Origin of the sequence: Sneathiella sedimenti (assembly GCF_017313765.1) — a bacterium.
Lineage (GTDB): Bacteria > Pseudomonadota > Alphaproteobacteria > Sneathiellales > Sneathiellaceae > Sneathiella > Sneathiella sedimenti.
In genome coordinates this window covers 424,544-439,063 of the sequence record NZ_JAFLNC010000005.1, presented here as the reverse complement: position 1 = coordinate 439,063, position 14,520 = coordinate 424,544, and the positions used below count along the sequence as shown (strand labels likewise).

Annotated in this window: 11 protein-coding genes and 1 pseudogene; all 12 read left to right on the top strand. The window is 51.7% G+C overall.

Annotation, left to right across the window (positions count from 1 at the left end; genetic code table 11):
• The coding region (locus J0X12_RS17705) for a DDE-type integrase/transposase/recombinase (protein ID WP_420497090.1) at positions 1–211 on the top strand (211 nt) is incomplete at its 5' end.
• Between the two features lie 633 nt (positions 212–844).
• A complete protein-coding gene (locus J0X12_RS16210) occupies positions 845–1,252 on the top strand; it encodes an SxtJ family membrane protein (protein ID WP_207047476.1) in 408 nt (135 codons plus the stop codon).
• A 9-nt stretch (positions 1,253–1,261) separates the two neighbouring features.
• Positions 1,262–1,411: a DUF5989 family protein gene (locus tag J0X12_RS16205; RefSeq protein ID WP_207047475.1), complete on the top strand. Its 150-nt coding sequence runs from the start codon at positions 1,262–1,264 to the stop codon at positions 1,409–1,411.
• Positions 1,412–1,423: 12 nt separating this feature from the next.
• On the top strand, positions 1,424–3,262 hold the full coding sequence (locus tag J0X12_RS16200; protein WP_207047474.1) for a carbamoyltransferase family protein: 1,839 nt from the start codon (positions 1,424–1,426) through the stop codon (positions 3,260–3,262).
• Complete coding sequence (locus J0X12_RS16195; protein WP_207047473.1) at positions 3,249–4,520, top strand: hypothetical protein; 1,272 nt, start codon at positions 3,249–3,251, stop codon at positions 4,518–4,520. Before J0X12_RS16200 ends, J0X12_RS16195 begins: the two co-directional genes overlap by 14 nt.
• Positions 4,520–5,125, top strand: a pseudogene (locus J0X12_RS16190) (fumarylacetoacetate hydrolase family protein); the annotation flags it as partial. The gene J0X12_RS16195 and the pseudogene J0X12_RS16190, both read left to right, overlap by 1 nt.
• A 7-nt stretch (positions 5,126–5,132) precedes the next feature.
• The gene (locus tag J0X12_RS16185; protein ID WP_420497096.1) at positions 5,133–6,752 is read left to right on the top strand and encodes a GMC family oxidoreductase; all 1,620 of its coding nucleotides are present in this window, start codon (positions 5,133–5,135) and stop codon (positions 6,750–6,752) included.
• A gap of 280 nt (positions 6,753–7,032) precedes the next feature.
• Positions 7,033–8,421, top strand: a complete 1,389-nt coding sequence (locus J0X12_RS16180; RefSeq protein WP_207047471.1) for a CoA transferase — start codon at positions 7,033–7,035, stop codon at positions 8,419–8,421.
• Between the two features lie 349 nt (positions 8,422–8,770).
• Positions 8,771–10,525, top strand: coding sequence for a gamma-glutamyltransferase family protein (locus tag J0X12_RS16175; protein WP_207047470.1), 1,755 nt, complete (start codon positions 8,771–8,773; stop codon positions 10,523–10,525).
• A complete protein-coding gene (locus J0X12_RS16170) occupies positions 10,522–11,706 on the top strand; it encodes a GNAT family N-acetyltransferase (protein ID WP_207047469.1) in 1,185 nt (394 codons plus the stop codon). Before J0X12_RS16175 ends, J0X12_RS16170 begins: the two co-directional genes overlap by 4 nt.
• Entirely contained in the window at positions 11,703–12,527 is an 825-nt protein-coding gene (locus tag J0X12_RS16165; RefSeq protein ID WP_207047468.1) for a thioesterase domain-containing protein, read from the top strand. Before J0X12_RS16170 ends, J0X12_RS16165 begins: the two co-directional genes overlap by 4 nt.
• The gene (locus J0X12_RS16160) at positions 12,520–14,343 is read left to right on the top strand and encodes an AMP-binding protein (RefSeq protein WP_207047467.1); all 1,824 of its coding nucleotides are present in this window, start codon (positions 12,520–12,522) and stop codon (positions 14,341–14,343) included. The genes J0X12_RS16165 and J0X12_RS16160 overlap by 8 nt, the downstream gene beginning before the upstream one ends.
• Positions 14,344–14,520: the final 177 nt, after the last annotated feature.

Below are 14,520 nucleotides of genomic sequence, written 5' to 3'. Positions count from 1 at the left end.
CAATCGCTGTGAGAATTCCCATCTCCCATTCCGACGAAGAGAGCGGGCGATGTTGTATTTCAGGCGCCTGCGAAGTTTACAGAAATTCGTCTCAATCCACTCATCAGTCCATAACCACTTTAATCAAGAACGTCACCTGACCAGCCGAGAAGAATTCAAGTTTCAAAGAAATACCGCGCTTGTCGAGTGGCAGCAGCTTGGTGCGGCATAGTAGGGGCACCTTATCGCCATTTTACGCCAAACAGAGATGTGGTCGCATTCGTCTGACAGCACCGCCATTTTCCTAATCTCTTTTAAAATCGATGATGTAGGGATATTAAAATTTACCTTTCCCGCACGTCTCTCCTCACGCTTCCCCTTCCTGTAGTCGTTAAAGACGAGGGTTCTATTATAGCGCCTTCTCGGTTTCAATCAGGAAGACGATTGATGAGGCCGGCATATCGCCATTAACAAGCTGACAGGCAAAGGGTAGCGAAATATCGCTGTCGAATATGACCGTGTCCACACGGGAGAATAGGCCATTGCTTGAAATGTAGTGGGAAGAGGGGGATAAAATAGTGAGAGCACTACGCATGCATCGCGGCATGACATACGAAGCGCCGAAAGGATTGCGAAACCGAAACTATCGGCTTGGGTAATATGCCAATGACATTATTTTGGAACGTTGGATGATAACCGCGCCCGACCAGTAGATGTGTAAAGGATTGTTCCGGAAAAACTTCCCAAACTGATGTAAGGAGCAACTTACAAATCAAGTCACGAATATATTTTGTAAAGGTTATCTTTGTATACTTTCTAGAATTCTATAAATTTTGCAGGTGACCTATAAAAAGGATACCCACCATTGTCTGAATTACATAAACAAGCCATGATGCCGTCGGATCGGAAGTTCGGTATATTTTTTGCGTTAGTATTTCTCGCAGTGGCAATTTATTTCGGCATCCAAGAAAGCGGCTTTTGGGCTGTTCTGTTCGCTATTGCTGCCGCAGTATTCGGGCTGTTCGCGGTCATAAGCCCTCGTCGTCTACATTTCCTCAACAATCTTTGGTTTAAATTTGGCTTACTATTAAGTCGCATTGTAAATCCACTTGTTCTCGGGCTGATATTCTTTGTTTTACTCACACCGCTAGGCATAGCAATGCGGATGTTTGGACGGGATGAACTAAAATTGCGAAAGCGCAATGTAGAAACTTATTGGGTAAAAAGAGAGCCGACGGGACCAGAACCCGAAACTTTCAAAAATCAATTCTAAGGACGTGAAATGGATTTTATCAAAGAACTCTGGGCATTTCTTCGTGCACGTAAAAAGATCTGGATGGTTCCATTGATCGTTTTAATGGTTGCGATTGGCGGGTTGCTCATATTGGCTCAAGGTTCTGTCGTGGCGCCATTTATCTATGCGCTTTTCTAGCAGGGGTGAGGGATGTACATTCTAGGAATTTCTGGATATTACCACGACTCTGCGGCCTGTCTCTTGCACGATGGTGAAATTATTGCGGCAGCTCAAGAAGAGCGTTTCACGCGCATAAAGCATGACCTCAAATTCCCGATTAATGCGGTTGATTATTGTTTGTCTGAAGCAGGAATAGTTGCCTCACAGTTGGACCATGTTGTGTTTTATGACAAGCCCTTCTTGAAATTCGAACGAATTCTTGAAACCTATATTGCTTTCGCACCGAAGGGTTTTAAGAGCTTTTCCGCATCGTTACCTGTGTGGTTAAAGGATAAGCTGTTCCAAAAAACTATTATTACCAAGGAACTGAAAAGCAGCCTTGGTGATGATGTGGATTGGAACAAGAAGCTGCTGTTTTCCGAACATCATTTAAGCCATGCCGCCAGCGCTTATTTCCCATCCCCCTTTGACAACGCCGCGGTTCTCACAATGGACGGTGTTGGCGAATGGACAACCACTTCACTGGCAATTGGAAACAGAAATAAACTGGAGGTACATAAAGAGATACATTTTCCTCATTCTTTAGGGCTTCTGTATTCGGCATTAACTTACTACACCGGGTTTAAGGTCAATTCTGGGGAATATAAAATCATGGGCCTCGCACCTTATGGTGAGCCCAAATATGTCGATACAATCAAAGATAACCTAATTGATATTAAGGAGGACGGGTCCTTTGCCCTGGATATGTCATTTTTTGACTATTGCACGGGGCTCACTATGACCAATGAGAAGTTTGATGAATTATTTGGTGCACCTCCCCGCAAACCAGAATCTGAGCTGACGCAGCGGGAAATGGATTTAGCGGCGTCTATTCAAAAGGTCACCGAGGAAGTTGTTATCAAGTTGGCGAAAGGCGTGGCAAAGGAAACGGGTGAAAAGAATCTTTGCTTGGCAGGAGGTGTGGCGCTTAACTGCGTCGCGAACGGTATCTTGTTGCGGGAGAATATTTTCGACAAGATATGGATTCAGCCTGCAGCCGGGGATGCAGGTGGCGCACTTGGAGCGGCGTTCGGCGCCTATCATATTATGTTGGACCAACCACGAGCTCCGTCAAGCGGCAAAGACAAAATGAAGGGTGCGTATCTGGGGCCAAGCTTCTCGCCGGACGATATTGAAAAAAGCCTCAAAGATTGCGGTGCGGTTTATTCTACCTATACCGAGAGTGAGATCATTGAACGTACTGCGCAAGCGCTGGCGGAGGGCAAGGCAGTTGGTTGGATGAACGGAAGGATGGAATTTGGTCCACGTGCATTAGGCGGGAGAAGCATCATTGCTGATCCGAGATCACCAACCATGCAAAAGCTTCTTAATCTTAAGGTGAAGTATCGAGAATCCTTCCGGCCTTTTGCCCCTAGTGTCTTGAGGGAAGACGTAGCGGAATGGTTCGAACTTGATGTTGATAGTCCTTACATGCTGTTTGTTGCGGATGTCGACAAGAGCAAACGGAGGGAAATGACGGATGAAGAGAAAAATCTGTTTGGCATTGATAAACTGAATGTTCCCAGGTCAGAAATACCGTCAATCACGCATGTCGACTATTCCGCGAGAGTTCAAACAGTTCATTTCGACACAAACCCCCGCTACCACAAACTTATCAGCCGGTTCAAGGAGCTAACGGGATGTCCGGTTTTGGTGAACACGTCATTTAACGTGCGTGGAGAGCCCATTATTTGTACCGCAGAAGACGCATTCCGATGTTTCATGGGAACAGAACTAGATATGCTCATAGTGGGAGAAACGTTGCTTTTAAAAGAAGATCAAAACGCATCACTTAAAGAAAATTATGAGACCAAATATGAATTCGACTAAAATTCTTGCCTATTTCGGATTTGTCCGTCCCTACAATTTTAATAGGGCGATCCTCGTTTTACTAAGTGCCTTCTTTGTGTTTCTTACAATTTGTCTGGCTGCATTTTTGCTTGCGGAAGGAACCTTGGGGTACAAGTTTAATGTATCATTTATAATATATTTGCTCGTGTTGTTTGTTTTATCTATTGCGATGGTCAGGTTCCCAGGGGTTTCCCTGATTATTTTGTTCGTCGGTGTGCTCGAGTTTTCATTGGCGACAATTTCAGAAATCGGATACCGCAAAAATTATCTTGCGAATTCATTGTTTCCAAACAACTGGGGGGACTTTAACAAAGGAAGATTTAAATATCATCCGCTGCTGGCTGGTGTGCCAGTAAAAGGGTATCACTACAAAACCCGAGAGGGGCAGGAGTATTCGCATAATTCCCATGGCTTGCGTGGGCCGGAACTGGAATTCAGTCCAGGCGATACGTTGATAAGTGTTTATGGTGGCTCGACGACTTATGATCTAACGGTTGGTGACGGAAAGACCTGGCCAGAATTACTTGACGGCCTTTTGGGAAATGGCTTTGTTGTCGCCAACCACGGTATGGATGGTTATTCAACGGCAGAGCATGTTATTCAAACAGCATTTTACCGTAATAAACTCAATTATCCTGTGACCTGTGCGGTTTATTATATCGGGTGGAACGATATTCATTCGGCCCATCTGCCCAACCTTGATGACGGATACGCCAATTATCACATGATCTTCCAGGTCGATGCCTTGGAGGTACGGTCAACCAGTGGCGCCGCGTTTTCACCGCTTATACTTATTGGGTCGAGACTATTGGGGACGGTAATTGATACAGTTCCACAGCCAGCCGAAATTAAAATCGGTCCGCAACGGGGTTCTGATCAAAAACTGGAAGAAATTTTCAAACGGAACGTTGAAAGCCTGATTGCGCTAAATTCCGTGGATGGGACAATACCGATTTTTATCGGGCAAATTTTGAACCGGTCGCAACTCGTTTCCGACAAGACAAATGAGTGGATGGCTCTGACAATGGAAAAGGATGTCTGGCCCCTTCAGGAGCATTTCAATAATATTCTGGAAGGAATCGCACGTCACAGAAATGTTCCATATATTTCAGTCGATGTTAATGAATTTAATGATGCAGATTTTTCTGACATAGGTCACTTTTCTCCATCAGGATCAGAAAAATTCGCCCGTCTAATCCTGGAAGATGTTAAGTCGAGCTGTCGGCCGCATCAATAAACAATGCCAAGGAGGCGAACCTTCCAATCCCGAAAGAGCCTATCATTTTTATGAAGGCGACGACGGCCATAAACGGTCCCTATGACGATGTGGAACTGCCGGCGTCGTCCACGAAGCTGGACTGGGAGGTTGAGCTCGGTTTCGCCATCGGAAAGCGCGCGAAGAATGTGTCGGAAGCAGATGCCCTCGACCATGTCGCCGGATATTTCATTGTCAATGAACTCTCCGAGAGGGACTGGCAGGCGGAGCGCGAAGGCCAGTGGACCAAAGGGAAAAGCCATGACACCTTTGCCCCGCTGGGCCCCTGGTTTGTGACGGCCGATGAAGTTGCCGATCCCGGTGACCTGAATCTTCTCCTGAAAGTAAATGACGAGACGCGACAGGACGGTTCCACAAAAACAATGATTTTTGGGGTCGCGGAAGTGTTAAGCTATATTAGTGGCTTCATGACCCTGGAGCCAGGTGATATCATCTCGACCGGGACGCCTCCGGGCGTTGGGTTGGGGATGAAACCTCCGCTTTACTTGAAAGAAGGAGACCGCATGCATCTGGAAATTAATGGCCTCGGCCACCAGCAACAGCTTGTCGTCAGAAAAGCAGATTAGCGCCATCATGCAGGACTCAAAAGCCACTCAAGATTTTGGGGAGTTTGATGTTGTCATCGTCGGGGCCGGTTCGGCGGGCTGTGTGCTCGCGAATAGGCTGAGTACTGACGCCGCCACCCGTGTGTTGCTGATTGAGGCCGGCGGCAGCGATAACCGCTTCTGGGTACATGTCCCGGTCGGATATCTATATTGCATGGGGAACCCGAAAACGGACTGGTGCTACAAGACCGAACCGGAAGCCGGGCTGAATGGGCGATCTCTTGCCTATCCTCGCGGCAAACTGCTGGGCGGTTGTTCCTCCATCAACGGGATGATTTATATGCGCGGGCAGGCGCGCGACTATGATCACTGGCGTCAACTCGGGAATGTCGGTTGGGGGTGGGACGACCTGTTGCCCTACTTCAAGAAGTCCGAGCATCATTATGGTGACGCAGGCGAATTTCATGGCACGGATGGGGAATTGCTGGTTGAAGAGCAGCGCTTGTCCTGGCCGGTACTGGATGCAGTGCGTGACGCCGCCGAAGAGTTGGGTATTGCACCAACGGATGACTTCAATGCGGGTGATAATGAAGGCTCCGGCTATTTTCCGGTGACCCAGAAAAAGGGCATCCGCTGGAATGCGCGAAAAGCCTTTCTGGACCCGGTCCAAAACCGCAGTAACCTCACAATCCTGAAGAATGCCCAGGTGGAACGCCTGCTATTTGACGGCAAGCGCGTCATCGGGCTGGAAGTGCGTCGTAACAATAGGGTCGGGAAGATCACCGCCCGAAAAGAGGTGGTTCTCTCAGCGGGTTCAATCGGAACCCCGCAAATCCTGCAGTTATCTGGCATTGGGCCGTCGGAGATTTTGAAGGATAAGTCTATCCCGGTCGTTCACGAACTCAAAGGTGTTGGCGAGAATTTGCAGGATCATTTGCAGATCCGGACTATTTTCGGGATTGAAGGGGCCGCCACGCTGAATGAACGCTCCAATAGTCTTTTTGGCAAGTTGTCGATTGCCGCAGAGTATTTTCTGAAGCGGTCCGGCCCCATGGCGATGGCGCCGAGCCAGCTGGGTATTTTCACGAAATCATCCGCCGAATATGAAACGACGAATATTGAGTATCACGTTCAGCCACTGTCACTGGATGCCTTTGGGGAACCATTGCATAAATTTCCCGCGATTACGGTTTCCGTCTGCAACTTGCGCCCGGAAAGCCGTGGCTCCTGTCATATCAAAAGCAACGATCCGCGCGATTATCCCGCTATCAAGCCCAACTACCTGTCAACACTAACAGATCGTAATGTTGCGGCGGATAGTATCCTGCATGCCCGGAAATTAATGGCCACCAAGAGAATGTCGGCGTTTTCCCCGATAGAACTCAAGCCAGGGGCAGATATCTCGGAGCCTGACTCACTTGCGAAAGCAGCGGGAGATATCGCGACGACCATCTTCCATCCCGTCGGGACCGCCAAGATGGGAAGTGACGAGTACGCTGTTGTCGATGACCAGCTTCGCGTTCACGGGATTGGCGGATTGCGTATTGTCGATGCGTCCATCATGCCAACAATTACATCGGGCAACACCCATGCTCCCGTTACCATGATAGCGGAAAAGGCCGCAGACCTGATGATGTCGTCCCGATAACGGTGGAAACGGGAACATCCTTCCCGAAATTATTTCAACAGGCGACGTCTTCCGGCATTTCTTATGCGGGGGCTTTTTTTGGAATGATGTTGCGAAGATGCGGCACGCATCAGCAGGACAATTTTTTAATCCTGGCGCGTTCAGGAGGGGCAAATTTGGACCTGCCGCGTTTACATACCTTTAGGCATCTTTAAGGCAACCCATATTCGGTATTAGCCAATTAACCGAATAATGTGATAACACGGTCGGAAAAGAACAAAAAACTCTGGAGAACAGAAAGATGAACGCCGCTTTACAGGATCTGCTGAAAATTAGAAGTCGTGACGACATGCCGTCAGTGGAGATCACGGGAAATGATCCGGTATATTCCACCCGGTTCAAGGTTGCGGAAACGGGCGCGGCCATACTGGCGGCCACAGGGGTCGCAATCTCTGATATCTGGGAAATGAAAACCGGGCGGTCTCAAAAAGTATCTGTAGATGTCCGCCATGCGGCGATGGCGCTTAACAGTGTTGCCCATTTGATGATCCGGCAATCCGATGGAGAGTACAAAGTCTACGGGGACTCACCCCTGGCACAGGCGGCCTATGACACCATTCGGGCCTATCCCACCAAGGACGGACGCTGGTTCATGCCGCATTTCGGGATGAAGCAATTGAAGGAAAAAGTGCTCGGCATTCTTGACTGCGAGCAGACGCAGGAAAGCATCGCCAAGGCGGTTGCAAAATGGGATGCCGAAGAGATCGACCAGAGAATTGCTGCCGCCAATGCCTGCGGCGGAATTGTCCGCACGGAAGAGGAATGGCGCAATCATCCTCATGGGCAGGTTCTTGGCGCTCAGGCGGTTGTTGAGATCGAGAAGATTGGCGAGAGCGAGCCAGAGCCCTTTCCTGAGGACGGGCCGGCGCTTCAGGGAGTACGGGTTCTTGACCTGACACGAATTCTTGCCGGGCCTGTTGCTGCGCGGACGATGGCCGAGCATGGGGCCGATGTCCTGATGGTTGGGGCAAGCCATGTCCCGCAGATCAAGAAATTTGTTCTTGAACTGTCTCATGGTAAACGAAGCTGTTTCCTGGACCTTAATACAGCGGAAGAATCCGCCCGATTGAAAGAACTTGTGCGGGGCGCGGATGTGTTTTCGCAAGGATACCGGCCCGGCGTCCTTGATGCGCGTGGTTTTGGCCCCGAGGAGTTGGCGAAAGAACGCCCGGGACTGATCTATACCTCAATCAATTGCTATGGCGAGGGTGGGCCTTACAGCAACCGGGGCGGATGGGAACAGATTGCCCAGACCGTGACGGGAATCAGCCATGAGGTCGGCAATCCGCCCGAGCTTCTGCCGGTTTATTTCTGTGACTATAGCACAGGATATCTCGGCGCCTATGGCACTCTGCTGGCGCTTGCCCGCCGCGCGGTTGAGGGCGGCAGCTACCACGTCAAGGTATCGCTATGTCGATCCGCAATGTTCCTGCAGGATCAGGGACGGGTTGACTATCCGCGGGAAGGAATGGGCATCTCGGCCGAGGAGGCACGGTCGCTGCAAATGGACAGTGAGACAACATATGGGCAGGTTCGCCACCTCGGGCCCGTTATCCGCTTCTCTGAAAGCAAGCCCGGCTGGGGTTGGCCATCTCCGGCCCTTGGCGCGGACAAGGCGGAATGGTTGTAAAATATTACGGCTTTTAACTAGTCGCGTGCATACAAACTTCAAAGAAATGCCGTAACAGTCTGGCTGCAACAGCCTGACACGCCATAGTAGTATTTTTTTATTATATCCGGCACCTCAGTGAGGCGAATTCGCCTTCGCCCTACAGTCGCCAGGCGGGTTTTCGCATGCCTGGTGAGAACAACTTTTTGCTGTAAGAAAACTGAGAATCCGTGCTAGACTGACACGCTTTAAGTATCCAATGGTGACGCCTAAAGTTTTACATATTAAAGGGAAAATTAACTGTATCTGGTGCATAACCTTATTTTTAGCGGGGAAATAGCTGGAATAATACAAGGCTTGATAAAGTTTAATGGGACATGTAAGCGGAGTTCAGGGCACCACTCTAAATAGTAGCTATGCAGTTTCCGTGGGGCATGACGTCGCCGCCGGGATCGCCGCAGATGTGCTTGAGGCGGGAGGAAATGCCATAGACGCCGGAGTAGCTGCATCCATTGCGCTCACCGTCCTGCATTCAGAGCAGGTACAGTTTGGCGGCGTTGCGCCTATCCTTCTCTATATTGCCGATGAGAACCGGTACTTTTCTATTGAGGGGGCCGGACGCTGGCCTGCGAGTGCCAATCCAGGATTTTTCGAGGAAAAGCACCGGGGCCGAATTCCGCAAGGTATTTTGAGAACCGTTGTTCCGGCCGCACCAGACGCCTGGGTGACGGCACTGTCAAGGTTCGGGACCATGAGCTTTGCCGATCTCGCAGGGCCTGCACAAGTTCTTGCCGCCGAAGGCTTTTCCGCGCATGAGGATCTCGTCTCCTGTTCCGCCCAGTTTGAGCGCCATTACCGACGTATCAGCGATGATAATGCCCGCATCTGGTTGCCGAACGACGCCCCTGTTAAACCAGGACAGAAGTTCCGCCTGCCTGATCTTGCAAATACAATCAGCATCCTGATCGATGCAGAAAAGAAAGCCGCTTCAAAAGCAGGGCGCGCGCGCGGACTAGAAGCGGTGCGCGATGCCTTCTACAAAGGCGAAATTGCCGACGCTATGATCCGACATGTAAAGACCTATGACGGCTGGCTCACGCATGCTGACCTCGCCGCTCATCACACGCCGGTAGTTGAGGCCACCCGGGCACGCGTTTTCGGAGGAAGTCTTTTTACGCCGGGAAGCTGGACACAGGGTCCGGCTCTTTCACAGGCGTTACAAATCCTGGAGGCGGGCGGTATCGCGCGACACGGTCATCAATCCGTCGACGCTTGCCATATGATGATAGAGGCGCTGAAGCTGGCGCTGGTGGACCGGGAAGCCTTTTATGGCGATCCGGATTTTGTGGATGTGCCTCTCGATATATTGCTCTCGCCTGCGTATGCCGCGAGCCGGGCTGCCATGATCCAGATGGAGTCTGCAATACATCCTTTGCCGGCCGCTGGCCAAATACCGGAAAAACCAATTCCCAGGCGAGTTACTCCAAATAACACGGGCGAGAATGCCGTGACACTTGATACCTCTATCGCGGCAATTATCGACGGCGGCGGAAATATCTTTGTGTCCACGCCCAGCGATCCGTCCTTCGACGGCCCGGTGGTGCCAGAGCTTGGTTTTGTCATCTCGACCCGCGGGGCGCAAAGCTATACCGATGCGGGCCACCCGGCATGCCTTCAGGCCGGAAAACGTCCCCGCGTCAGTGCCTACCCCCTTATTTTCAGGGAGGGGAACGGTCGCCATATAGCGGGCGGTGGTCCCGGCGCAGACTTGCAGCTTCAGGCCATGGCGCAAACCCTGATACATCATCTTGCTCATAACCTCAGCCTGAGCGAGGCTTTAAATGCGCCACGCGTCTTCACCCATGGCATCCCGGCTTCCACCGAACCCCATCTTTCATTTGCCGGAAAAGTCGTTATTGAGGAGACCGCTCCCGAAGCAATGATGACGGGGCTTTCTGCGCTTGGACATAAAGCCTCCCTTGGCAAGGTCGGTGGCATTGCCCAGCCCTCCATTTGTCTTGTTGCCGGTCATCCAGATCAGGAGATGGAAGCGGTGGGGGACCCGCGTCGTGCCAGCGGTCAACGCATCAAGCAGAACCCGCATTCCGGAAAGGGGGCATCTTGAGCTGTTCTCTTATGACTGATAGCTGGACTGTTTCCGTCCATACCAACATTGCCGACATTTCGCCGGAGGATTGGGATCGTTGCGCCGGCATGGACAATCCTTATGTCCGCCACTGCCATCTGCTTGCGCTGGAAGAAAGCGGTATTGCCAGCCCGGAAAACGGTTTTCACCCGCGACATATCCTAATGCGCGATCGGAAAAACAAGGCCGTTGCCGCAGCTCCCGCCTACCTCAAGGATCATTCAGAGGGTGAGCTTGGCATCGATCTTGGCCTTGCCATGGCGCATAGCCGCGTGGCGGGATCCTATTATCCAAAACTCCAGGTCGAAGTCCCGATGACGCCGATTTCCGGGCCGCGCTTGTTGGTGCATGCGGCGGTCGATGAAGACGAGGCCCGAGGTGCCTTACTGGTGGCACTTCGGCAACAGGCGAAGAAGGACGGCGCGTCTTCCGTACAGGTCACCTATATGACCGCGCCGGAGTGGGAAGCTACAGACGCTGCTGGATTTCTAAAAACAGAGGGCAACGCCTATATCTGGCGTAATTCGGGCAATGAGAATTTTGAGGACGTTCTGGCATCGATGCACAAGCGGGGACGCGTCAAGGTACGACGGGAGCGGAAAAAAGTCGCATCTGAAGGTCTGACCTACAAGCAATTTACCGGAGCCAATATTACGGCGGAACTGGTGGCACCATTTTACGATTTATATGCGGCAACCTATCATCGCAATGAAACGGAACTGTGGCATAATCGCGCTTATTTCGAGCATATTTTCCGGTCAATGCCAGAGGCGCTGGATATCACATTCGCCTATCAAGGAGGCGACCCGGTCGCCATGCAGCTCAGTTTTCTTGGTGAGGATATGTTGTTTGCCCAGCACTGGGGACAATCGGCCGACATCCGGTTTCTGCTATTTGAGCTGGGTACCTATCAAACGATTGAATCCGCGATCAGGCTGGGAATACCCGCCATCAATTTTGGTACGACCGGGCAGTATAAGGCCGAGCGCGGCATCGGCATGGAACCGGCGTATCACAGCCTGTGGTTTCGCTCAGAAGATTTTCGGGAAATTTCTGAAATGGGATTAAAGCGTAAACGGGCCGCCGCCGAGAAAGAGCGCGCAATAGAAACCTCCCGCTTGCCCTATAAAATGACCGTTGCCGGGGGAGGCGGGGAATGAATATGCAGATGTCACATCGTACCTTACCCCGCACCCTGATGCGAATGAATAGTCTGGACACCGGCGGTAGCATTGTTTTTCTTCCGGATTTCGGCGGCAATGTCATTTATGCCCAGCCGATACAGAAATTCCTGTCTAAGGAATATTCATGCTTTGGTGCGCGCCTTGCGCCAGATATGGTGGAGGCTCTCGACAGTCTCAGCTTGATCGATATTGCAGAGCGTTTCGCAGTTGATATTCACCAGACGGATATCCCCCGCCCAATCCATATCTGCGGTTTTTCATTCGCCGGTTTTCTGGCCTTCGAGGTGGCCCGACATCTTTCGACACTGGAACAGGAAACGGGGGAGCTCCTCATTCTGGATACCCGCATGCGACCACGTTCCATGTTTGCGCGTTTCCTGCACAACCCGATACAGGAATCCCTCTACGCTGTACGCTTTTTTATCAAAAACTGGCGCTCTCTTCTTTCACGCGCGGACGACCAATTGATCCTCCATCGATACGGACAAATCCGTATGGATCTTGGCAATCATGCCGAAGCTCACCGGACGATCATACGCCAATTGTACGGCAAGATGGCAGAGTATCATCCGCGTCCCTGGACAGGCTCCGCCACCATTTTTCGTGCCGAGGAGATTCCGTGGGGCTTCTTCCTGGATGACCTTGGATGGGGCCGTCTGATTAGAGGTCCGCTCTCATTTGTGAATGTGCCGGGCAACCATCTTTCGATGCTGCGCAACGCGGAAAACGCTGCGGTGCTTGCAGAAAAATTGCGCCTTCGGCTGGAGGCTGTAGATAAGGAGCAAGTTGATGTTTGAATTGCCGATCAAGCCGGGCCTTCATGCTTTCGATCACTTTTGCCATCATCTCGACGGAATGCTCGTCGAGAAGTCGTCGCAAGAATTCGCTGACCTCCCAGCCGGGTCTGTTTCCTATGAAGACTTGGCACGCGATATGCGCTGCCTTGCTGCAGCGTTCGCCCGGACGGGGCTTGTTGCCGGGGATCGGGTGCTTGTCGCCTCGAAGGATGAGGATGCAACCATAAAACTTTTTCTCGCGTTGCTTCGTGCCGGGATGACACCGGTAATCGGGGATTCAGATATTACCGGCCCCGAACTGAGCGAGTTGCTGGAGGTATGCGATCCCGCCGCGCTCTATGGGGATGAGGTCATGCTGGACAATGCCGATTTGGGCGGCAGGCTGCCCCAAAGCCGGATTGTTCCGATCCGCGACGTTCATGAAACTTTGTCGACCAGTCGCGATCCCGGCACTTGGCGTGCCATCGAAACCAAACCAGAAGTGGCACTTCTCGTGTTGACGTCCGGCACAACTTCGACGCCCAAGGCTGTTGAACTGACTTTTGAAAACCTGATCGCGCAACTTGCCATTTTTGAAACGGTCTACGGCTTTGACAGCGCTACGCGTTTGCTTAACCTGCTACCGCTCCATCATGTGGACGGGCTGATCCGCGGGCCACTCGTGGCGCTTTGGTTCGGTGGGTATCTTTATCGAGAGACGCCCTTTTCAGTGCAGAATGTGCCGACAATTCTGAATAAATTCTCAGAAAAGAAGATTACCCATTTTATCACGGTGCCCGCTATGCTCCGGATCATGGCGCGTCTCGGCAGTGATCAAAGAGACGCTTTTTGTGGGCCTGACTTCCGGTTTATTTTGTGCAGCGCCGATCTTCTTGACGTCCAACTCTGGACCGATGTCGAGGAGAGCTTCAAGGTGCCTGTGGTCAACGCCTATGGGTTGAGCGAAGTGGTCTGCGATGCCCTTTTTGCCGGGCCGGACAAGGCTACCCGCCGGATTGGGTCACTCGGGCGGCCCTATGGCTGCATAGCAGATGTTTTGGATGACGATTTCCGTCCCGTTCCCCAGGGCGAGGTTGGCGAGCTGGTGTTGTCAGGGCCGACAGTGATGCGGGGCTATTTCCAAGCGCCGGACATTACCGCAAATGTATTGCGTAACGGTGCCTTTCATACGGGCGACTATGTGCGCGTCGGACCGGACGGACTTTACGATTTCGTGGGGCGCAAGAAAACGGCAATAGTATCCGCCGGGGCGACAATCCACCCGGAAACCGTGACGATCGTTCTCTCCACCATGCCAGGTATAGCGGAGGCTGTCGCTTTTGGCGTTCCCGATGCAGCGCGCGGCGAGAAGCTGGTTGCAGCAGTTGTACCGCAGCCAGGTCAGGAGCTTACCGCTGCCGATGCCTTTGCCTTCTGCCGGCAGCATCTCTCGGCAGAGCGGACGCCAACCGACTTTTATATTATGACATCGCTCCCGCGTAGCGCCGCGGGCAAGGTCCTGATGGCCGAGTTGACGGCCATGGCTTCCTCAAACGTGGCCACAGTAGCACAGGATATTGCTCCTTCCGAGGAGGGGAGTGGAACTCTGGAGGAAAAAGTCTGCGCGGTCGCGGCGACTTGCTTCAATGTCGACGCCACCGGGTTGTCGGCGGACTCCACGCCGTTCAATACGGATGGCTGGGATTCATTAGCGCATATGACCCTTATCGAGGAACTCGAGCTAACCTTCGACATGCAATTCTCCGCTGCTGAAATAGCCTCGATTGCGTCCCTCGGCGACGCCATGGAATTCATTCAAGGGGTTCTAGATAACTAGGCCGGCAATTCTGTTGAATAGCTCAAACCAGCTCGAACTCGTCTGAAAATTCCGTGAGAAGATATCACTTTCATCTGGAATGACTGATCCAATCCCGGCTTTACCAAGCGGTTGATGTGACAAAATCAGCATTTTCCATGTAGTGGAATATAGCACCAGCTTGGTTGCTTGCATTCT